Annotated in this window: 22 protein-coding genes; 8 read left to right on the top strand and 14 right to left on the bottom strand. The window is 64.0% G+C overall.

The annotated features are described in order from the left end of the window. Positions 1–36: 36 nt before the first annotated feature. The gene (locus tag AB4Z44_RS03270; RefSeq protein ID WP_404712651.1) at positions 37–1,692 is read right to left on the bottom strand and encodes a sulfotransferase; all 1,656 of its coding nucleotides are present in this window, start codon (positions 1,690–1,692) and stop codon (positions 37–39) included. Between the two features lie 72 nt (positions 1,693–1,764). Between AB4Z44_RS03270 and AB4Z44_RS03275 the strand changes: the two genes are divergently transcribed. After that, a complete protein-coding gene (locus tag AB4Z44_RS03275) occupies positions 1,765–2,034 on the top strand; it encodes a hypothetical protein (protein WP_404712652.1) in 270 nt (89 codons plus the stop codon). A 5-nt stretch (positions 2,035–2,039) separates the two neighbouring features. Here AB4Z44_RS03275 and AB4Z44_RS03280 read toward each other — a convergent pair whose 3' ends face one another. Further along, positions 2,040–3,110, bottom strand: a complete 1,071-nt coding sequence (locus AB4Z44_RS03280) for a hypothetical protein (RefSeq protein ID WP_404712653.1) — start codon at positions 3,108–3,110, stop codon at positions 2,040–2,042. Positions 3,111–3,119: 9 nt separating this feature from the next. Between AB4Z44_RS03280 and AB4Z44_RS03285 the strand changes: the two genes are divergently transcribed. Beyond that, positions 3,120–4,457: an aspartyl/asparaginyl beta-hydroxylase domain-containing protein gene (locus AB4Z44_RS03285; protein ID WP_404712654.1), complete on the top strand. Its 1,338-nt coding sequence runs from the start codon at positions 3,120–3,122 to the stop codon at positions 4,455–4,457. Between the two features lie 20 nt (positions 4,458–4,477). On the opposite strand, the gene AB4Z44_RS03290 is transcribed toward AB4Z44_RS03285, so the two are convergent. The 7 genes from AB4Z44_RS03290 to AB4Z44_RS03320 form a co-directional block, all read right to left on the bottom strand. Next, the gene (locus AB4Z44_RS03290; protein ID WP_404712655.1) at positions 4,478–5,683 is read right to left on the bottom strand and encodes a GGDEF domain-containing protein; all 1,206 of its coding nucleotides are present in this window, start codon (positions 5,681–5,683) and stop codon (positions 4,478–4,480) included. 59 nt (positions 5,684–5,742) lie between these two features. Next, positions 5,743–6,768: a Holliday junction branch migration DNA helicase RuvB gene (ruvB, locus tag AB4Z44_RS03295; RefSeq protein WP_404712656.1), complete on the bottom strand. Its 1,026-nt coding sequence runs from the start codon at positions 6,766–6,768 to the stop codon at positions 5,743–5,745. Between the two features lie 33 nt (positions 6,769–6,801). Continuing rightward, a complete protein-coding gene (gene ruvA / locus AB4Z44_RS03300) occupies positions 6,802–7,413 on the bottom strand; it encodes a Holliday junction branch migration protein RuvA (RefSeq protein ID WP_404712657.1) in 612 nt (203 codons plus the stop codon). A gap of 41 nt (positions 7,414–7,454) precedes the next feature. Further along, positions 7,455–7,946 carry a crossover junction endodeoxyribonuclease RuvC gene (ruvC, locus tag AB4Z44_RS03305; protein WP_404712658.1) on the bottom strand — a complete coding sequence of 164 codons (492 nt, stop codon included), beginning with the start codon at positions 7,944–7,946 and terminating at the stop codon, positions 7,455–7,457. 106 nt (positions 7,947–8,052) lie between these two features. Next, positions 8,053–8,796, bottom strand: a complete 744-nt coding sequence (locus AB4Z44_RS03310) for a YebC/PmpR family DNA-binding transcriptional regulator (protein WP_404712659.1) — start codon at positions 8,794–8,796, stop codon at positions 8,053–8,055. A 47-nt stretch (positions 8,797–8,843) separates the two neighbouring features. Continuing rightward, the gene (locus AB4Z44_RS03315; RefSeq protein ID WP_404712660.1) at positions 8,844–9,551 is read right to left on the bottom strand and encodes a hypothetical protein; all 708 of its coding nucleotides are present in this window, start codon (positions 9,549–9,551) and stop codon (positions 8,844–8,846) included. 23 nt (positions 9,552–9,574) lie between these two features. Next, positions 9,575–9,814: a DUF2312 domain-containing protein gene (locus tag AB4Z44_RS03320; protein WP_404712661.1), complete on the bottom strand. Its 240-nt coding sequence runs from the start codon at positions 9,812–9,814 to the stop codon at positions 9,575–9,577. A gap of 204 nt (positions 9,815–10,018) precedes the next feature. Here AB4Z44_RS03320 and AB4Z44_RS03325 point away from each other — a divergent pair, with 204 nt between their 5' ends. The 5 genes from AB4Z44_RS03325 to AB4Z44_RS03345 all read left to right on the top strand — a co-directional run bounded on the left by AB4Z44_RS03325 (position 10,019) and on the right by AB4Z44_RS03345 (position 15,515). Further along, a complete protein-coding gene (locus AB4Z44_RS03325) occupies positions 10,019–12,280 on the top strand; it encodes an NADP-dependent malic enzyme (protein ID WP_404712662.1) in 2,262 nt (753 codons plus the stop codon). Positions 12,281–12,353: 73 nt separating this feature from the next. Beyond that, entirely contained in the window at positions 12,354–13,340 is a 987-nt protein-coding gene (gene nadA / locus AB4Z44_RS03330) for a quinolinate synthase NadA (RefSeq protein ID WP_404712663.1), read from the top strand. A gap of 19 nt (positions 13,341–13,359) precedes the next feature. Beyond that, positions 13,360–13,884: a DUF1993 family protein gene (locus tag AB4Z44_RS03335; RefSeq protein ID WP_404712664.1), complete on the top strand. Its 525-nt coding sequence runs from the start codon at positions 13,360–13,362 to the stop codon at positions 13,882–13,884. Positions 13,885–13,886: 2 nt separating this feature from the next. Beyond that, complete coding sequence (gene nadC, locus AB4Z44_RS03340; protein ID WP_404712665.1) at positions 13,887–14,726, top strand: carboxylating nicotinate-nucleotide diphosphorylase; 840 nt, start codon at positions 13,887–13,889, stop codon at positions 14,724–14,726. 57 nt (positions 14,727–14,783) lie between these two features. After that, positions 14,784–15,515: a ribonuclease T gene (locus tag AB4Z44_RS03345; RefSeq protein WP_404712666.1), complete on the top strand. Its 732-nt coding sequence runs from the start codon at positions 14,784–14,786 to the stop codon at positions 15,513–15,515. A gap of 31 nt (positions 15,516–15,546) precedes the next feature. Here AB4Z44_RS03345 and arsC read toward each other — a convergent pair whose 3' ends face one another. The 4 genes from arsC to AB4Z44_RS03365 form a co-directional block, all read right to left on the bottom strand. Then, entirely contained in the window at positions 15,547–15,882 is a 336-nt protein-coding gene (gene arsC / locus AB4Z44_RS03350) for an arsenate reductase (glutaredoxin) (RefSeq protein WP_404712667.1), read from the bottom strand. Then, positions 15,879–17,240 carry an acetyl-CoA carboxylase biotin carboxylase subunit gene (gene accC, locus AB4Z44_RS03355; protein WP_404712668.1) on the bottom strand — a complete coding sequence of 454 codons (1,362 nt, stop codon included), beginning with the start codon at positions 17,238–17,240 and terminating at the stop codon, positions 15,879–15,881. The genes arsC and accC overlap by 4 nt, the downstream gene beginning before the upstream one ends. A 5-nt stretch (positions 17,241–17,245) precedes the next feature. After that, positions 17,246–17,695, bottom strand: a complete 450-nt coding sequence (gene accB, locus AB4Z44_RS03360) for an acetyl-CoA carboxylase biotin carboxyl carrier protein (protein ID WP_404712669.1) — start codon at positions 17,693–17,695, stop codon at positions 17,246–17,248. A 129-nt stretch (positions 17,696–17,824) separates the two neighbouring features. Further along, positions 17,825–18,232, bottom strand: coding sequence for an SRPBCC family protein (locus AB4Z44_RS03365; protein ID WP_404712670.1), 408 nt, complete (start codon positions 18,230–18,232; stop codon positions 17,825–17,827). A 255-nt stretch (positions 18,233–18,487) separates the two neighbouring features. On the opposite strand from AB4Z44_RS03365, the gene AB4Z44_RS03370 reads away from it, so the two are divergent. Further along, on the top strand, positions 18,488–19,528 hold the full coding sequence (locus AB4Z44_RS03370; RefSeq protein ID WP_404712671.1) for an aspartate-semialdehyde dehydrogenase: 1,041 nt from the start codon (positions 18,488–18,490) through the stop codon (positions 19,526–19,528). A gap of 98 nt (positions 19,529–19,626) precedes the next feature. Here AB4Z44_RS03370 and AB4Z44_RS03375 read toward each other — a convergent pair whose 3' ends face one another. After that, on the bottom strand, positions 19,627–20,679 hold the full coding sequence (locus AB4Z44_RS03375) for a Rieske 2Fe-2S domain-containing protein (RefSeq protein WP_404712672.1): 1,053 nt from the start codon (positions 20,677–20,679) through the stop codon (positions 19,627–19,629). Positions 20,680–20,711 lie beyond the last annotated feature (32 nt).

Genomic DNA, 20,711 nt, shown 5'->3' on the forward strand with positions numbered 1-20,711 from the left:
TTTGGAAGGCGCAGGCTGCGTCGGCCGGTGGTGCGGTCAATCGGGCCGGAAACCGAAGCGCTCGACCCACGGTGCCAGGATCGGCAGCACCGGCGCGAGCTGGTCGGTATAACGACGCCACTGGCCACGCCCGTCATAGAGGCCGCGCCGGACCTGCGTTGCACTGGCGGTGCGTACGCCACGGTTTTGCGCGGTACGGTCGAACGTGCGGAAAGCCTCGGTCCACTCGAGTCCGATGAAGTGGGCGAAGCCCGTCACGGTCGCTTCGAAGTCAGCCACCAGGCGATCGTAGCGAACCTCGTGGTAGTCGAGCGCCAGCCGTTGGCGGCAAAGTTCGGTCAGGGTCATGAGCGCATCATAGTGTCGCGCGGTCTCGTCGAGCTCGCTGAACGACCAGGCGGCCGGGCTCGGCGTGAAATTGATGCGATAGCAGCTCAGCACCACATCGCGCGGATCACGCCGCATGATCAGGATCTTCGCGTCCGGGAATAAGCGGGCGATGATTGGCAGCTTGATCCCGTTGAACGGGTTCATGTCGACGAAGATCTGGCCGGACACATCGCCTGCCATCGACCGCACACGCCGCCAATAGCCAGCCCGTAGATCCGCCAACAACGCGGGATCAAGCGCGTCGAGATCGGGCATGGTGCCGTCGTTCCTGACCAGCACTTCGTCCGTGTCGGCAAGCGTGTCGCGTTCCTCCAGCGCCTTCACCTCGGGCGCGCTGGCGAGCACATTCTCGACCAACGTCGTGCCCGATCGGGGATAGCCGAGCAGAAAGACATGACCCCGGGCAGCGCCGTCGACCTCGGTGGAGACGGCCGGCCGCGCCATGACCGGCGCAGCGCGCACCTGTGCGGCGATATGATCGATGAACGTGCGATGCGACGGGCGTTCCGAGGAAGGCGAGAGAAGGGGGGCATAGATCGATCGGAAATTCGCCTGCGCAGCCTGCCAACTCGCGAATGCCTCGGCGGTGCGATCCTGCCGATCGAGCGCATCGCCAAGTAGGGTAAGCGTCCGCGTGCGATCGTCGCCCACCAGCGCCGGCCGCAACAGAGCGCGCAACTTTGCCTCGGCCGCCGCACCGTCCTTGGCCTCGATATCGATTGTCGCCAATGCCGCTATGGCGGCCGGCTCGTAAGTGTCGATCTGAAGCGCACGCACGGCAAACCGGCGCCCGGTTTCGGTTTCGCCTGCCTGGGCTGCGAGATCCGCAAGCTTGCCGAGCGCGGGTGCGAGATATGGATCGATAGCCACGGCGCGCTGGTAGCTTTCCCGCGCGCCATCGCGCTGGCGCAGCGTATCAAGCACATAGCCGCGCTCAAGCCAGCCGGCCGCATGATGGGGCGCAGCGGCTAGCACCTGATCGAGCGTTCTCAATGCTTCGTCGAGGCGCCCCTCCTTGCGCAGCACGGCACCGATCGCGCCGCGAATGAGGATGTCGCCCGGTGCGAGCGCCAGGGCCTGCAGCAGGATCCGATGCGCACCCTCATAATCGCCCATTTCCTCGCGGCGCCAAGCGACGAGATTGAGGAACATCGGATCGGATTGTCCGCGCGCCAATGCGGTCTCTGCCAGTTCCGCGGCGCGGGCGATGTCGCTGGCGGCGAGCGCCTGCTCGATCGCCGGGCGTAGATTTTGCGGCGCGGGAGCGGCCTTGCTGCCTTGCTGCCTTATTTTGCTTCGCATTCTTCGAACACTCTTCTCGCAGGCACCGGCTTGTCGTAAAAAAACCTACAGCAAATTTTTTGAGGTTCGACCATGTTCCGTACTATCGCGGCCGCCGGCCTGCTTATTCTTGGTACGTCCGCCATCGCCCAGCAGCCGCCCAAAAACGCATCCGATAGCGGCGAAAAGGCGGCGGATTCCGGCGACAAGATGATCTGCAAGAAGTTTCTCGAAACCGGATCGCTCGTCCGCGGTTACAAGGCCTGCAAGACCAAGCGCGAATGGGAGCATGCGCGCGACGATCTGCGCCAGTCGAACGTCGTGGATTCGTGCCGGGCACGGGCCGACGGCGGCGCCTGCTGATCGGTTTACCGCGAGCCGTTTTCGATCAGCGGTGCGGGAAGGGCCATGCTGATACCAGCGGCTTCCGCCACTTTCTCGGCCCAATAAGCAACTTTCTCGATCTCGTCGGCATGTGCGTCGGCGGTATGGTCCTGGTCGCGCGCGCGATCATCGGCGGCAAAGCTGTCGCCGGTCTTCGAATGACGGGTGAAAGCAGGTCCGTCGACGATCTCGCGCAATTCCGCGGCTTCGAGCGGGAGCCGATATAAAGCGGCAAGGCTGCCCATTGCGGCGACCGGCTCGCGCATCAGCGTTTCGCTGTCGATCGTCCGCACGCGTGCCGCGCCGAAGCGCTGGACCAGCCCCTGGAACAGAGCATGCTGCGCAAGCCAGCCCACCGCCGCCACCTGAAGATCGGTCTGGCCGATCAAATCGCGCGGGCTAAAGCCGAGATCGATCAGTTTGTCGTCGAGCAAGCCAAGGAGAAGGTTGCGTACCCACAAACGACCGTCGATGCCTTTGCGCGCGATTGAGCCGAGATAGACCTTGAGCGGCGCGTGGAGCAAAAGCGCGTTCGCCTGCGGCCGAAGCGTCAGCATCGCAGCGGCCAGCCCATTGACGATGTTGGTCGGCTTGACGATCACCGCCTCGTGGGGCGCGAAGGGGCGCCCGAGCAGGGTCAGTACGTCGTTCAGCACGGTCGCCATATCTGGCCCAGGATCACCCCTGCGCTTCCAGCCGACGATATCGTTGAGGATGATCGGTTCCTTGAGCCCCATCGCCCATCCGGGCCGATCGAACGCGCGCGCCAATACAGTCGAACAACAGAATGCCGAATGGAACACGAAGTGGAGCGGAGCGGGGGCGGGCGCGCCGGCCATCGCATCGACACGGCGTACGATCAGTGGTTCGAGCTTACGCGGTAGATATTCGTCGGTCAGGAAGGTAACCCGGCGATGGAGCGAACGCGGTACGGGTAGCAGGTGAATCACATCCTCGCCGGGATGATAGCGGTGAGCCAGCCACGCGGCATCAGCTGCCGCCGTCCGGATCGTTGCTGGACGTGGTAGCCGATCGGTGTCGAGCAAGGTCTCCATGGCAGGGGTTTGGGCGACGGCGGCGCCCTTTGTCCACCCCTCACCGCGCGCTATAGATCGTGCATGAATCACGCCGAAATCCAACAGAGGCTGGCAATGGCCGGCCAAGCGCAACGGGCCGGTCGGGCTGCGGAAGCGGCGCAAATCTACCGGGTCATTCTTGATCGGGCCGGCGAGCAGCCTGTAGCGCTCAACGCTCTCGGCATGGGGGCGATGGCGGCCGGTGACACGGCGCGTGCGGCCGATTTCTTCCGCCGCGCTATCGCGGCTGATCCCAATGCCCCCGAGTTGTGGATGAACCTGGCGAAGGCGCATCGCCTTGCGCACGACGACGCCGCCGAGGAGGCCGCGCTCGAAGGCGCGCTCGCGGTCGACCAACGTCACTTCATGGCCCTGGTACGGCTGGCTGAACTGCTCGAGCGAATAGGCGCGAACAAGCGCGCCGCCGATCGGTGGAGCGGTGTGTTAGCGATGGCACAGGCGATCGAGGAGAAAAGCCCCGCACTGGAAATAATGTTCGAACATGCCCGCACTTTCGTGGCCGATCAGCGTGCTGTCTTTGCGACGGCGGTCGATGAAGCGCTTCAGCGCGTGCGTGAGGGCCTCACCACCTCGCAACGGCGTCGCTTCGATGCTGGCGTCGATCACACGATGGGTCGGCGGCAAATCTACACCAATCAATGCGCCGGGCTCCATTTCCCCTTTCTGCCCGCCGATGAGTTTTTCGACCGGGACCATTTCCCGTGGCTCAGCATCCTGGAGGCTCATGCCGACACGATAAGGTCCGAACTGGAGGCGCTGCTTGCGGCGGATCAGCCGGCTATCCTGCCCTATGTCGCCATGGCGCCCGGTACGCCTGCCAACAAATGGTCGCCGCTTAACAACAAACTCGATTGGGGTGCCTTCTTTCTTTGGCGCAACGGGCAACGCAACGATGCGGCATGCGCGCGTTGCCCGCGGACGGCCGAGGTGGTCGAGTCGCTGCCGATGGCTGACATACCGGGCCGTGCTCCGACGGTGGTCTTTTCGTTGCTCCAACCCGGCGCTCGGCTGCCGCCGCATACTGGCGTCACCAACGTAAGGACGGTTATCCATCTGCCGCTGATCGTACCGCCGGGATGTGGTTTTCGCGTCGGCGGCGAAACGCGCGAATGGCGTGAGAACCAGGCTTGGGCCTTTGACGATACTATCGAGCACGAAGCGTGGAACGACAGTAATCAACTGCGCGCTATATTGATCATCGATGGCTGGAACCCGCATATCCGCGAAGAAGAGAAAGCGCTGATCCGCGCATTTTACGTCGCGGCCGATGCGAACGGCTATGATAAGACCGTGCTGGACGTGTAGGCAGGTCCTGCAGGACATCTTCACAGCCTCTGGGTGTGGCCCCTGAGTGAAACGACGTTGGCAGAGTGACTTGCGGGCTTCCCGGCGTCTGCGATTTCGATGCGATCGCGCCCGTTGGATTTCGCGCGATAGCCGGCTTGATCGGCGCGCCGCACGAGGTCCGAAAGGCTCTCGCCGGGCGCATGGCGCGCAATGCCTGCGCTCCATGTGAAGGCGGGAAGGCCGGCGATACGATGATCGCGCGTCCGCTCGCGTACCGCCTCGGCAAGGAGCAGGCCGGCCTTCAATGTCGTCTGACTGGCGAATACGACGAATTCCTCGCCGCCGGTCCGCGCGATCAGCGCGGATTTCGGTGCTACGTCGATCAGCATCCTCGCGAAAGCCTGGATGACCTCGTCTCCCACATCATGACCATGGCTATCGTTGATCGCCTTGAAATGATCGAGATCGATCACGATCGCAACGACGTTGCCCCCGTCCGTCACCTCTGCCGCCAGCAGCGCTTCGGCCTGCCGGTCGAGACCGCGACGGTTGAGCAGGCCCGACAGGTGATCGGTCTCGGATTCCCTCTTGTAGGTTTGGATGGTCGTTTGCAGGACGATGAGCAGCACGATCAGCCCCGCCGCGATAAGGAGAATGCCGGTACTTGCCTGCGAGAACAGAGCATAAGCGCTGTCGGCATAGGCCTTCGCGGTCGAGCCCGACCCGGCCAGCGCCGCGATAAACGGCTTTAGCAGGAAATTGAAGGCGATGACGCCGAACAGGCCGGCCAGAACATAGTGAAGCGGGCGCTCGCGCGCTTGATTGAGCGTGGTATGCGCGCAAAGCAGCAAGGCCAGCACGAACGGCAATTGGTAGGTGAATTCATAGGGCAGATAATCACGTGTTCCGCCCCAGATCAGGGCTCGCACCAGCAGACCGAATGTTGCCAAGCCGATGATCCACGGCCAGTTCGGCCTTGCCCGCTCGAAGATGGATAATGCAACCGACATGGCCAGAAAGCCGACCAGCAGGCTAATATAGCTGGCGAGCATGAAGGGCGCCGGAGACGCGCTCCAGCGCACGAATAGCTCGCTGACCGGGGTCACCGTTCCGATCAGATAACTGATGCCGAAGGCTATGACGGGACGCTGGCTGCGATTGAGGAGCGCTATGATGAAATAACAGAGAGCGAACATCATCGCGACAGCCGAATTCACGATGAGGAGAACGATTGCTCCGGTCATGATGAAAAGCCCCCCGCGGCGGAGTTAATCGGTCGTCGTAAATGAATCCTTAGCTTGCTCTAGCTGTCGAACAGACCGTCCTGCGATCCACTCGGCGGCTCGAGCCCGAGATGCTTCCAGGCGCGGCCCGTCAGGCACCGTCCCCGCGCGGTCCTTGCCACCAGCCCGAGCTGGATGAGGTAAGGCTCGATCACCTCCTCGATCGTATCGCGCGGTTCGCTCAGGCCGGCCGCGAGCGTCTCCACGCCCACCGGGCCGCCGCGATAGATATCGGCAATCATATTCAGATAGCGCCGATCCATCGAATCGAGCCCGAGCCGATCGACTTCCAGCCGGGTAAGCGCGCTATCGGCGTCCGCGGCGTTGACGACGTCATGGCCCGCGGCATGCGCGAAATCGCGGACGCGACGCAGCAGCCGGCCGGCGATACGCGGGGTGCCGCGCGATCGGCGCGCGATCTCGGCAGCGCCATCGGGTGCGATCGCGAAACCGAGCAGGCGGGCGGCACGGCGCACCACGAGTTCGAGCTCGTCGACCGAATAATATTGTAGCCGTACCGGGATACCGAATTGATCACGCAGCGGCGTGGTGAGCAGGCCTTGCCGGGTCGTCGCGCCGACCAGAGTGAAGCGCGGTAGATCGATCCGTACGCTGCGCGCCGACGGCCCCTCGCCGATCATCAGATCGAGCGCGCGATCCTCCATCGCCGGATAGAGGATTTCCTCTACCGCCGGCGCGAGCCGATGGATCTCGTCGATGAAGAGCACGTCGCCCTCCTCGAGATTGGTGAGCAAGGCGGCGAGATCGCCCGATTTGACGATCACGGGCCCCGATGTGGCGCGGAAACCCACGCCGAGTTCGCGCGCGATGATCTGGGCGAGCGTGGTCTTGCCCAGCCCGGGCGGCCCGAAGAACAGCACATGATCGAGCGCCTCGCCGCGTGCGCGCGCCGCCTGGATAAAGACACGCAGATTGTCGCGTGCGCCCTGCTGACCCACGAATTCATCGAGCGTGCGCGGGCGCAGCGCGGCATCGGCGTCCTCGGGCGCACGGTTCGGCGCGATCAGGCGGTCTTCGTCGGTCATGCGCGATCCGTGTAGCCCATCATCGCCCGATTGCTAGCGCGCCGCCGTCTTGCTCGCCTTGCGCAGCGCCAGCCGCACCAAAGCATCGAGGCTGGCGCCGTCGCCCAGTTCGTCGATCGCCGCGCCGACCGCTGCCGCGGCCTCTGCGGGGCGGAAGCCGAGATTGGCGAGCGCGGAGAGCGCATCGGACTGGGCGCTGCTCGCGGGCGCAGCGTTCAATGCCTTGCCCGGGGTCAGCGTCAGGCCACCGACCTTGTCCTTCAATTCCATCGCGATCCGCTGAGCGAGCTTGGGGCCGACGCCTTGCGCACGTGCGATCATCGCCTTGTCGCCGCCGGCGATCGCGCGGGTCAGTTCGTTGGGATCGAGCACCGACAGGATCGCCAGCGCTACTCGTCCGCCGACGCCCTGCACGCCGGTCAGCAAACGGAACCAGTCTCGTTCCGAGGCCGAGCCGAAGCCAAACAGGGTGATCGCGTCCTCGCGTACCTGCATTTCGGTGAACAACATCACATTGCCGCCGACCGCCCCGATCGCGGCCAGGGTACGGCTCGATGCCTGGATGAGATAGCCGACGCCGTTGACGTCGAGCACGGCATGGTCGGCGGTGGTTTCGGCGAGGATTCCGGAGAGGCGGGCGATCATTCTGGTGGATTAGCATGCTCGCCGGGCAACGCGAACATTCGCTATCGGCCCGGCACCCGCCGCTGGCTGGCGATATGATGCGCGTGGGTGATAGCCACCGCCAGCGCGTCGGCGGCATCGGGGCCCGCAATCTTGATACCGGGCAGCAGGCGCATCACCATGGCATGAACCTGCGCCTTCTCGGCCGCTCCGGTGCCGACGACCGCTTTCTTGACCAGCCGCGCGGCATATTCGCCGATCGCGATGCCTTGTGCTGCCACCGTCAACAGCAACACGCCCCGCGCCTGGCCGAGCTTCAGGGTCGATTGCGGGTTGCTGTTGATGAACACCTCCTCGACCGCGGCGCCGCCGGGGCGGTGTTCGAGTAGGATATCGGTCAAGGCGGTGTTGAGCGTGACGAGTCGCTCGGGCAGCGGTGTGCTCGCACTCGTACTGATCTGGCCATTTGCCACGTGCGAGAGGCGGTTGCCGTCCGCCGCGATGATGCCCCAGCCGGTGGTGGCGAGGCCGGGGTCGAGGCCGATGAGGATCATTTACGCCCGTCGTCCTGAACCTGTCTCAGGGTCCACCGCACCCCCGAATTGTCCGTGCGGAGGCCTGGTGGATGCTGAAACAAGGTCAGCATGACGGAGATTGGGCTCAGCCCAATTTCTCCATCACGTCGTCGGGCACATTGTAATTGCCCCACACCGTCTGGACGTCGTCATCGTCCTCCAGCGTGTCGATCAGCTTCAGCAGCAGCCCGGCGTCGGCCTCATCCACCGTCACCTCGGTCTGCGGGCGCCACGCCAGCTTGATGCCTTCGGGTTCGCCCAGCACCGGTTCCAGCGCCTTGGCGACTTCGTGGAGAGCGTCGGGGGTGGTCCAGATCGAGTGACCGTCCTCGTTGCTCTCGACGTCCTCGGCACCCGCTTCAAGCGCTGCTTCGAAAACCTTCTCGGCGTCGCCTGCGGTCGCGGGGTAGCTCACCAGCCCCATGCGATCGAACCCATGGCTTACCGATCCGGGCGCGCCGAGATTGCCGCCATTCTTCGAGAAACCGAGCCGAACGTTGGTCGCGGTGCGGTTGCGATTGTCGGTCAGCGTCTCGACGATCAGGGCCACACCGCCGGGGCCGAAGCCCTCGTAGCGGATTTCCTCGTAATTGTCGGCGTCACCGCCGGCCGCCTTGTTGATCGACCGCTCGATATTGTCCTTGGGTAGACCCTCCTTGCGTGCGGCCATGACCGCCGAGCGCAGGCGCGCGTTCATCGCCGGATCGGGCAGGCCGGCGCGAGCCGCCACCGTGATCTCGCGCGAGAGCTTGGAGAACAGGGTCGCGCGCTTCTTATCCTGCGCGCCCTTGCGGTACATGATGTTCTTGAATTTGGAATGGCCGGCCATGGTGCCTGCTCGTCATCTTTCTGGGATGGGAAGGAAGGAGCGCCGCTCTAGCGCGGGGGAGGCCCGGCTTCAATCGCCGTGGCGATCCGCCAGGCGACGACGCCAAGCGCACAGGCGAGCCCGAGTTCGAGCGCCTGGAACAGCCCATCCACCAAAGCGAGAGCGAGGCGCAGATTCGCGGTCATCACGATCCTGAGCGACACCAGTGTCATCGCCAGATGGATCGCCGTAACCGGTAGGATCAAGGCGATATAGGCGCCCCCGATCGCGCCGAGATGTCCGGCCTGCCGGCGCCAAATTTCGCTGAGCGTGGAGAAGGGCTCGCCCATTGCCAGCGCGGCGTTCCAAGCCAGCAAGCGGATCGTGAACAGCGCATAGAAAGCCAAGGCGAGGAAGCCGAACAGCCATTGCGTCGCAAGCGGAACCTCACCCGTCCCCTGAAAGATGACGCCGAGCTTGGTTGCCAGGCCGTAGCCCGCCAACAACAGCAATTGCAGAACGGCGAAGCGCGCCATGGCGATCGTCGGTCGGAACGGCTGCGCACCACCGGCGAGTTGTCTCTGCACGGCATAACTTGCCGAGAAGACGATCACGACGCGGATGATCACGGCGATCACATCGCTTACGCCGATGTCGTCATTCGGCGGTGCTGCCAAATCGAGCAGATCGACGCCGATCGTCGCGACCAGCAGCGCCCCGAGCACGTCGGGGCGGATCGACCGCAAAACCGAGAGCGTGTCGCGCCTTATGCTCATGACACGCTCCCGTTCACGCCAGATCAGCCCAGGCCCAGCGCTGCCTTATAGGTTTCGAGCAAGGCCTCCGCTTCGTCGCGGGCATGCTTTTCCATCTTCCGCAGGCGGACGATGGCGCGCATCGTCTTGGTGTCATATCCCTGCGATTTCGCTTCGCTGTAAACATCGCGGATATCGTCCGCCATGCCCTTCTTCTCTTCCTCCAGACGCTCGATGCGCTCGATGAAGAGGCGCAACTGATCGGCGGCTACGGTATCCGACATTGGTCAATTCCCGGTGATTCTGTGGATGTGATTCTGTGAAGCGGCGGGGACTAGCGGGCGGAGGCGGGTAGGGGAAGGTCGTTGCGCGCGCCGGATATGCACTTATCCGTCCCGGCATCACAGCTTGATCCTTACGGCTCCAACTCAACGGATGACGAAGCCCCGGCACGCCGCTATCGCCCGCGCAGAAGAGGTATCCAATCGATGACCGAAGGCAGCAACATCCAGTTTTCCGAGCGCGAGGCGCTCCTGTTCCACTCGCAGGGCCGCCCGGGAAAGATCGAGATCATTGCGTCGAAGCCGATGGCGACGCAACGCGATCTGAGCCTGGCTTACTCGCCCGGCGTGGCCGTGCCGGTGCGCGCGATCGCGGAGGATCCGGATAAGGCCTACGACTACACCGCGAAGGGCAATCTCGTCGCGGTGATCTCGAACGGCACAGCGATCCTCGGGCTCGGCAATCTCGGTGCGCTCGCGTCCAAGCCGGTGATGGAAGGCAAGGCGGTGCTGTTCAAGCGCTTCGCCGATGTCGACGCGATCGATCTCGAACTGGCGACCGAGGACGTCGATGCCTTCGTCAACGCCGTGGCGCTGATGGAGCCGAGCTTCGGCGGCATCAATCTGGAGGACATCAAGGCGCCCGAATGCTTCGTCATCGAGCAGGCGCTGCGCGAACGGATGAACATTCCGGTCATGCATGACGATCAGCACGGCACCGCGATCATCACCGCGGCCGGGCTGATCAACGCCTGCCATCTCACCGGCCGCAACCTCAAGGACATCAATGTCGTCGTCAACGGGGCGGGCGCGGCGGCGATCGCCTGCACCGAGCTGATCAAGGCGATGGGTGTTTCCGCCGACAAGGTAATCATGTGCGATCGGTCGGGGGTGATCTACCAGGGCCGCACCGATCAGATGGATCAGTGGAAATCGGCCCACGCCGCCAAGACCGATCGCCGGACACTGACGGAGGCGCTCGATGGCGCCGACGTGTTCCTCGGTCTTTCGGCCGCCGGCGCGCTGAAGCCCGAAATGGTCATGAAAATGGCGCCGCAGCCGATCATCTTCGCGATGGCCAATCCCGATCCCGAGATCACACCGCCCGAAGCCAAGGCGGCGCGCCCCGATGCGATCATCGCCACCGGCCGTTCGGATTATCCGAACCAGGTCAATAACGTGCTGGGTTTCCCCTTCATCTTCCGCGGCGCGCTCGATGTGCGCGCGACCGCCATCAATGAAGAGATGAAGATCGCCGCCGCGCAGGCGCTGGCCAGCCTCGCTCGTCAGCAGGTCCCCGAAGAGGTCGCAGCCGCTTATGGCGGGGCAGCCCCGCATTTCGGGCAGGATTACATCATCCCCGCGCCATTCGATCCGCGCCTGATGGAGGTCGTGCCCGCGGCCGTCGCCGAAGCGGCGATGCGTACCGGCGTCGCTCGCCGCCCGATCGAGGATATGGATGCCTATCGCGAGACGCTGAAGGGCCGGCTCAACCCAACCACCGGCGTGCTGACGATGGCCTATGCCGCCGCGCGCGCGAACCCCAAGCGCGTCGTCTTCGCCGAGGCCGAGGAAGAGGTCGTGCTGCGCGCCGCGATCGCCTTCCGCGATGGCGGTTATGGTACGCCGGTACTGGTCGGGCGCGACGATGTGCCCGATCGGCTGCGCGCGCTCGGGATCGACGATCCCAGCAGCTTCGAACTGCATAACAGCCGCCACTCGCCGCTCGTGCCGAAGATGGTCGACTATCTTTACGCCCGGCTCCAGCGGCGCGGTTATCTGCGCCGCGAAGTGGAGGCGATGGTCAATCAGGACCGCAACATCTTCGGCGCGCTGCTGCTCGCATTGGGCGAGGCGGATGCGATGATCACCGGCATCACGCGCACCTATGGCCGCACGTTGCGCCAGATCCGCCGCGTGCTCGATCCGGTGCAGGGGCGCCGCCCGCTCGGTATCCACGTCATCGTCGGCAAGCACACCGTGTTCATGGCCGACACGATGGTGAGCGAGCGCCCCGAACCCAGGGAACTCGCCGCGATCGCCGAACATACGGCAGCCGTCGCACGGCGGATGGGGCATGAACCGCGCGTTGCCTTCCTGTCCTTCTCCACGTTCGGCAACCCGCCGGGGACGTGGGTCGACAATGTGCGCGAGGCGGTCGCGATCCTCGACGGCAAGCAGGTCAATTTCGAATATGAAGGCGAAATGGCGCCCGACGTCGCGCTGGATGAGAAGGTGATGAAGAATTACCCCTTCAGTCGTCTTTCCGGCCCCGCCAACGTGCTCGTGATGCCGGGGCTGCAATCGGGCAACATCTCCGCCAAACTGCTCAAGGAAGTCGGCGGCGAAACCGTGATCGGGCCGATGCTGGTCGGCATGCAGAAGCCGGTCCAGATCGCGACGATGTCGGCCACCGCGAGCGAGTTGCTGACCTTGGCGGTGTTGGCGGCGGCGGGGATCGCGAAGTAGGGCGCCGATAAATCGTCCGCGTTGTTCGACAAAGCGGCCGCCGCTCCCTATCTGCGCGGTCGAGGAGAGAGACGTGAACGCACCGACCACGAGCCTTGCCGGCCTTGACCTGCGCGCGGAAATCGATCGGCTGCGCAAGGAGCGCAACGCCGTCATCCTCGCGCATTATTATCAGGCGCCCGAGATCCAGGATCTCGCCGATTTCGTCGGCGACAGCCTCGATCTCAGCCGCAAGGCTGCCGAAACCGACGCCGATGTGATCGCCTTCTGCGGCGTGCGTTTCATGGCTGAGGTGGCGAAGATCCTGTCGCCCGAGAAGATCGTGGTCCTGCCGGATATGGATGCCGGCTGTAGCCTCGAGGATTCATGCCCGCCCGAGCAGTTTGCGAAGTTCCGTGCCGCGCATCCCGATCATATCGCGCTGACCTACATCAATTGCTCGGCGGCGGTGAAGGCGCATTCGGACATCATCGTAACCTCCTCGTCCGCGGAGAAGATTCTTGCCCAGATTCCAATGGATCAGAAAATCATCTTCGCACCCGACAAGAACCTCGGTGCCTACTTCAACCGCACGACCGGGCGCGACATGCTGCTGTGGCCGGGCGCGTGCATCGTCCATGAGGCCTTCAGCGAAACCGAGTTGTTGAAGCTCAAGGCGCAGCATCCGGGCGCGCCGGTGGCGGCGCATCCCGAATGCCCGGCTTACATCCTCGATCATGCCGATCAGGTCGGTTCGACCCGCGCGATCCTCGAATTTGCGCTCGCCAGCCCGGCCGACACCATCATCGTCGCGACCGAACCGCACATCATCCACCAGATGGAAAAAGCGGCGCCGCACAAGACCTTCATCGGCGCGCCGGGGGCGGACGGGAACTGCAACTGCAACATGTGCCCGTATATGGCGATGAACTCGATCGAGAAGCTCTACATCGCGCTGCGCGATCTCGAACCGCGTATCAAAATGGATGAACAACTCCGCCTCGCCGCCAAGCGCCCGCTCGATCGGATGCTGGAGATGGCGTCGGGCACCGTGGGGAAAGGCGATCTCGGCAAGCGCTGAGCGACAGGAGGGGTTAGAAATGGCTTTTTCACTTTACGACGCGATCGTCCCGTCATGGCTGCAGATGCTCGGCACCGTCTCGCACCTGATCGACAAGGCGGAGGCGTGGTGCACCGAGCGTGAGGTACCGCCTGCAACTCTTATCGAGGCACGGCTGGCGGACGACATGCTGCCCTTCGCCTATCAGGTGAAGTCGACGGCGGTCCATTCGCAGGGGGCATTCGAAGGCGTGTTCCGTGGCACCTTCTCGCCGGACACGACGACACCGCCCGATAGCTTCCAAGGCCTGCGCGATCGTATCGCGGCCGCGCGCTCGGCGATCGAGGCGCTCGACCGCGCGGAGGTCGAAGCGCTGATCGGGCGTGACATGGCCTTCGTCGTCGGTGACGTGCGCCGTCTGGAATTCACCGCCGATCAATTCCTACTGAGCTTCTCCCAGCCCAGCTTCTATTTCCACGTCACCACCGCCTACGCGATCCTACGCGAGCGCGGGGTTGCGATCGGCAAGCGCGATTATCTCGGCCAGATGCGCATCAAAGGGTGACGATGAACATCCGCAATTTCGACCTCGACGCCTTCGTCCATGCAACCTTGGCCGAGGATTTGGGTGATCGCGGTGACATCACATCGGCTGCCGTCATTCCTGCGGGCGCGCGTTTCAACGGCGTGATGGAGAGCCGGGATCCGATTGCGGTTGCCGGGCTGCCGATCGCCGCTGCCTTCTTCCGTGCTCTCGATCCCGACGTGGCAATCGAGCAGGTCGTCGAGGATGGGACGCGCGTGCCCGCCGGCACGGTATTGATGCGGATATCAGGCAAGGCGCGTGCCTTGCTGACGGCGGAGCGATCGGCACTCAATACAGTCCAGCATCTCTCGGGCGTCGCGACGCTGACCGCAACCTATGTCGACGCCATTTCGGGCACCGGCGCCACTTTGCTCGACACCCGCAAGACGATCCCTGGTCTGCGTGCCCTCGAGAAATATGCGGTGCGTATGGGAGGCGGCACGAATCACCGCATGGGGCTGTGGGATTCTGCGATGATCAAAGACAATCATGTCGCGGTTGCCGGCGGAGTGGCAGAGGCGGTGCGCCGTGCGGTGGATGCCGGCATCGCGCAGATCATCGTCGAGGTGGATGCGATCGAGCAGATCGCGCCCGCGCTTGATGCTGGTGCCACCCACCTGTTGCTGGATAATATGGCGCCGCCGATGCTGCGCGAGGCGGTGGCGCTGGTCCACGGGCGGGTGCCGACCGAAGCCTCGGGCGGCGTCCGGCTCGATACGATCCGCGCCATCGCCGAAAGTGGCGTGACCTACATTTCGGTCGGACGCCTGACCCAGTCCGCCCCGGCTGCAGATATCGGCCTGGATCTTGCGGCTGCCTGAGCTTGCCGGAGCAAAAGGTTCCTGATATGTTCCTTTCGGACTCGTAAGGAACTCACCATGCAGCATGCTTTGCGTCTGGGTATGATGGCCTGTGTCATGGCGCTGACCAGCGTCCGTGCTCTCGCCGCGCCATCTTGCGACATTCCCGCCAACCTGCCGGCGCCGCACGTCGAAAGTGCGACCGACCGCGAGAAGCAGCGGCTGCTGCCGATCGGCGGTTATACATTGTCGCTGATCTGGCTACCGCAGCAATGCCGTAGCGACAGTGAGGGTTTCGCCTGTGGCAACAAGCGCTCGGCGGGCTTCGTGCTCCACGGGCTTTGGCCCGACGGCAAGGACAAGGATTGGCCGCAATGGTGCAAGCCCGCGGCTGTGCTCCCGGCGGCGACGATCGCGGCCCATTATTGCGCGACGCCGTCGCCGCAGTTGATCCAGCACGAGTGGAGCAAGCACGGCACCTGCATGAGCGACTATACGCCCGATCGCTATTTCGCGCTTTCCAACAAGCTGTTCGCCGGCTTCGTCCAACCCAAATTGCGTGGCCTGTCCTATCATCCGCAAACCGCGGCAAGCGTCCAGAAGGCGATCGCTGATGCCAATCCGGGCATTGGCGCGGACATGATGCGGCTCTATCTCGACAAGAAGGGCTGGCTGAAAGAGGTTTGGCTCTGTCTCGACACCAGGTTCAAGACGCAAGTGTGTCCGGTGCATCAGGGCGGCGCGAAGCCCGATGACAAGGTGTTGATCTGGCGCGGTGGAGACGACGCCAGAGGCAAGCGTAGAGGCTGACTGAAACTCCCTTCGCGAAAGCGAAGGACAATCAGAGGATTTCGCGTACCTTTTCGGGCGGGCGTCCCAGACGGACACCCTTGGCAGTCTCCACTAGCGGGCGTTCGATCAGGATCGGATCGGCTGCCATCGCGTCGAGGATCGCATCGTCCGCCGCATCCTTGAGCGCCTTGGCACCATCCTCCGCCATGCGCAGGCCCTGGCGCGGCGTCATGCCGGCTTTGGCGTAAAGCTCGGCCAGTTTTGCCCTGCTCGGCGGGGTTTTCAGATATTCGACGATCTCGATCTCGGTGCCGGCCGCCTGCAGTAGCGCCAGCGTCTCGCGCGATTTGGAGCAGCGCGGATTGTGGTAGATCGTCGCCTTCACGCGTCGTTCTCGATTTCGCGCGCGAGCCATTCCTCCAGCCACTTGATCGTATAATTGCCCGTCTGAAAATCGGGCTCGTCGAGCAAAGCCTGATGGAGCGGGATGGTCGTTTTGACGCCGTCGACCACGAACTCCTCGAGTGCGCGACGCAGGCGGCGGAGCGCGCCGTTGCGGGTGGTGCCGTAGACGATCAGCTTGGCGATCATCGAATTGTAATATGGCGGGATGCGGTAGCCGGCATAGAGCCCGCTATCGACGCGCACGTTCATGCCACCCGGCGCATGATATTGTTTGATCGTGCCGGGCGAGGGCGCAAAGGTGCGCGGATCCTCGGCATTGATGCGGCATTCGATCGCGTGACCGCGGAAGATCACGTCGTCCTGACGCAAGGTCAGGCCATGGCCCTCGGCGATGCGGATCTGCTCGCGCACGAGATCGAGGCCCGTGATCGCCTCGGTGATCGGATGTTCCACCTGCAGGCGGGTGTTCATCTCGATGAAGTAGAATTCGCCGTCTTCCCACAGGAATTCGATCGTGCCGGCGCCGCGATAGCCCATATCGGCCATCGCCCTGGCGACGATCCCGCCCATGCGATCGCGCTCTTCGGGCGAGATGATCGGGGAGGGGGCTTCCTCGAGCACTTTCTGGTGGCGGCGCTGGAGCGAGCAGTCGCGCTCGCCGAGATGGATCGCGTTGCCCTTGCCGTCACCGAATATCTGGAATTCGATGTGGCGCGGGTTGCCGAGATATTTTTCCATGTAGACGGTTGCGTCGCCGAAAGCGGCGGCCGCCTCGCTGCCCGCCTGGCCCATCAGGGTTTCGAGTTGATCCTCGCTGGGCACGACCTTCATGCCGCGCCCGCCGCCGCCTGAAGCCGCCTTGATCAGCACAGGATAGCCGATCTCCGAGGCAATCTTCTTGGCCTCGGCGACATCGGCGATCGGGCCGTCCGATCCGGGAACCAGCGGCAGGCCGAGCTTGGCTGCGGTCAGCTTCGCCTCGATCTTGTCGCCCATCGTGCGGATATGTTCGGGCTTGGGGCCGATCCAGATGATGCCGTGCGCCTCGACGATTTCGGCGAAGCGGGCATTTTCGGACAGGAAGCCGTAGCCCGGATGAATCGCATCGGCCCGCGAGATTTCGGCGGCCGAAATGATGTTGGCGACGTTCAGATAGGATTCGGTCGCGCTCGGAGGGCCGATACACACTGCCTCGTCGGCGAGCCGGACATGCATAGCATCGGCATCGGCGGTGGAATGTGCCGCGACCGTCTTGATGCCCATTTCATGGCAGGCGCGGTGGATGCGGAGCGCGATCTCGCCGCGATTGGCGATCAGGACCTTCTTGATCTCGGCCAAGGCGCTTACTCGACGACGACGAGCGGCTGATCGAACTCGACCGGCTGGGCATTGTCGACCAGCAACGCGGTGACCCGCCCGGTGCGTGGCGACAGGATCGGGTTCATCACCTTCATGGCCTCGATGATCACCAGCGTATCACCCGCGGCGACTTGCGCACCGACCTCCACGAACGGCTTCGATCCCGGCGAGGCGGAAAGGTAAGCGGTGCCCACCATCGGCGACTTGATCGTGCCGGGATGATCGCCGGTCGGAGCCGCCGCGACGGGAGCCGGTGCGGCCATAGCCGCCGGCGTCGCAGGCGGCGCCGCTACCGCGGCGGGCGCTGCCGCCGTCATCGTGACGGTGCGCGCGACGCGGATGCGACGGTCGCCATCCTGCACCTCGATCTCGGTGAGATGGGTTTCGTCGAGAAGCTCCGCGAGTTTGCGGACGAGATCGGTATCTACCTGCATGCTGCCGTTATCTGCTGTGTTGCTTGTTTCGGTCATCCAACGATGCCTCGCTATCAAGCGGCCGCCCATGTCAGACGTTGGCGCATCCGTCCAGCGCCGGAATGCAAGCGCGCGAAACTGCGAGAGGTTTCATGTCGCCTTTTCGGGGCTTTCGAGCAATGCTTTGAGCGTCGCCAGATCCTTGCGCACAAGTGCTTCGTCGCGATCCCACGCCGCGTCGTCCATGTCGGGCTGGCGGAACAATGTGAAGATCAGCTCGCAACCTTCCCGGTTTGCGATCAGGCGCAGCGGAATGTAGATTTCCGGCTTTCCGGGCAGCACGACATGATGGTCGAGGATGCCATATTCATTGGGTGGGCTGAAGCGCACTTCGGCTTCGCCTTCGGGCGTGTCCGCCACCCAGCGTTCGCCATCGCGGCGCAAGCTGCCGGCCATGCCCGCTGCCCATATCAGAAAATTCTCGGGATGGTGGGCGAAGGCATAGGCCTGCTCGATCGAGCAGGCGATTGGGACGCTGATGGTGCGTGTTTTGAGCATATACTCTCGCCGTATCCAACGGGGCGTCCTTTAACGCACCCAGTTTACAGGCAATGCACGGCCCATTAAGGGCCGCCATGATGTCCCGCCGCGCGATCAGCATTATTAGCCCGAAACCGACCCGCTCTTGCGGGGCTCGGACGGGTAAGCGCTGACCTAGCAAGCTTCCCGGACACAGCCCCGCCGATGCGCGGGGCCAGCCTTCTCCCAAGGTTCGACAACACCCCGCGCCTCCGCCCAAACAGGAGACGTTTCGTGGTTCAGAGATTTTCCCAGGCGCCCAGTGTCGGCATCGTCGGCGCGACCGGCCTCGTCGGCACGATGATGCGCGAGTTGCTGGCCGAGCGCGCTTTCCCGCTGGCGTCGCTGCGCCTGTTCGCCTCGGCCCGATCGGCGGGGACGAAGTTGCCATGGGCAGGCGGCGAGATCGTGGTCGAGGACGCAGCGACCGCGGATTATGCCGGGCTCGACATCGTCTTCTTCTCGGCCGGTGGATCGACTTCGCGCGCGCTCGCGCCGAAGGTCGCGGCGGCGGGTGGCCTCGTCATCGACAATAGCTCGGCATGGCGTGGCGATGCGCAGGTTCCGCTGGTCGTGTCGGAGGTCAATCCGCACGCTTTGGCCGATACGCCCAAGGGTATCGTCGCCAACCCTAATTGCACCACCATGGCGGTGATGCCGGTGCTGAAGCCGCTCCATGCCGAAGCCGGGCTCAAGCGGATGGTGGCGAGCACCTATCAGGCGGTTTCGGGCGGCGGCATCGCCGGGATCGAGGAACTGGAGGCGCAGATGCGCGCCGGTGCCGAGGGGAGCGCCGCATTCGCGCGGGATGGCGGTGCGATCGATCTGCCGCATGTGAAGAAGTGGGCGGTGCCGATCGGCTTCAACGTCGTTCCGCTCAATTATGAGCTGGTCGAAGAGGGCTATACCGAGGAAGAGATCAAGCTGCGCGACGAGAGCCGCAAGATTCTCGATCTACCCGACCTAGCCGTATCCGGCACGTGCGTGCGCGTGCCCGTCTATACCGGCCATTCGATCTCGCTGAACGTCGAGTTCGATTCCGCACTGTCGGTCGAACGCGCGCTGGAATTGCTGAGCCGGGCGCCGGGCGTGGTGCTGTCGGACGTACCCAATCCGCTCGAGGCGACCGGGCAGGATCCGGTTTTCGTCGGCCGCGTGCGCCGCGATCCCACCGTCACACATGGGCTGGCTCTGTTCGTAGTGGGGGACAATCTGCGCAAAGGCGCCGCGCTCAATGCGGTGCAGATTGCAGAGGTGCTTTGCGGGCGAGCTTAGGTCGCCGTCACGCCAGCGAAGGCTGGCATCTTGTGATGACGAGCGCCCTTCCGCCTGAGATGCTAGCCTTTCGCTGACATGCCGGCCGGGGAGGGCGCTTACGCCCCCACCGACTCCTTCGCTTCCGCATCCATCATCGCCTGCAGCATCCGGCGCGCCATCACCGCGCCGGTGTCGCTCTTGATCATGAGTTCGGTCGGGCTGCCGCCGGCGAGTGCTATCATCTTCTCGATCTCCTCGGTCGCGAAGATATCTTCCAGCAGCACGGGGTGGAGCGCCTCGCGCACCGCCTCGACCCCTCCGGGCTCATGCGAGGACATGCCGAAGAAATAATAGCAGCTCGTCTGCGTGGCCGGGGTGACCGCGTGGAAGACGCGGTTGCGCTGGATCAGTTCGCCAGGACGCTCGGGATCGTCTTCGGCATAGAAATGGTCGCCGATGCCGGCATGGAAACCCGGCAGATAGAAATCCATACCGACGACCTGATCGACCAGCCGCTCGATGCCGCGACGGTCGCGCAGCGCGGGGGTGGGTGGGCCGCCCTTGATATACCGGCGGCTGCGGAAGATGCCGGGATCCTGCGTTAGTTCCTCGGGTGTGCGCGCATTCTCCAATGTGCCGATGCTGGTACCGTGCAGGAAGGCTAGGTGGGTCAGATCGAGCAGATTGTCGTTGAGCAATTGATAGCGGCCCTGCACCTCGAAGCTGAACAGGGCACCGGGATGCATCCCTTCCTCGTCATGCCCGATCAGTTGCAGATCGGGTAGCAAGGCGGGATCGGCCTTGTCCGGATCCCCCGGCCAGATCCACAGCCACATACCATGCTCGACCAAGGGATAGGTCGGGATGCGATAGCTGCGCGGCACGAAATCCTGGCTGGGAATATCGGTGCATTGCCCGTCTGGGCCGAAGGCGATGCCGTGATAGCCGCACACGATCTCGTCGCCGCGTACGCAACTCTTGCCGAGCGGGAAGTTGCGATGCGGGCAGCGTCCGCCGACCGCCACGGCGGTACCGTCCGCCTTGCGATAGAGCGCGATCGGCAACCCGACGATCGTCCGCTGCATCGGCATATCGGTCAGATCCGCGGCGAAGGCGGCGACATACCAGCCATTGCGCACGGCGAAGGACCCATCGCGGAAAGGGTACATCGGCTTGTTCCTCTCATCCGAATCGAACGGTG

Source organism: Sphingomonas sp. MMS24-J13 (assembly GCF_044905095.1).
Classification (GTDB): Bacteria; Pseudomonadota; Alphaproteobacteria; order Sphingomonadales; family Sphingomonadaceae; genus Sphingomonas_I.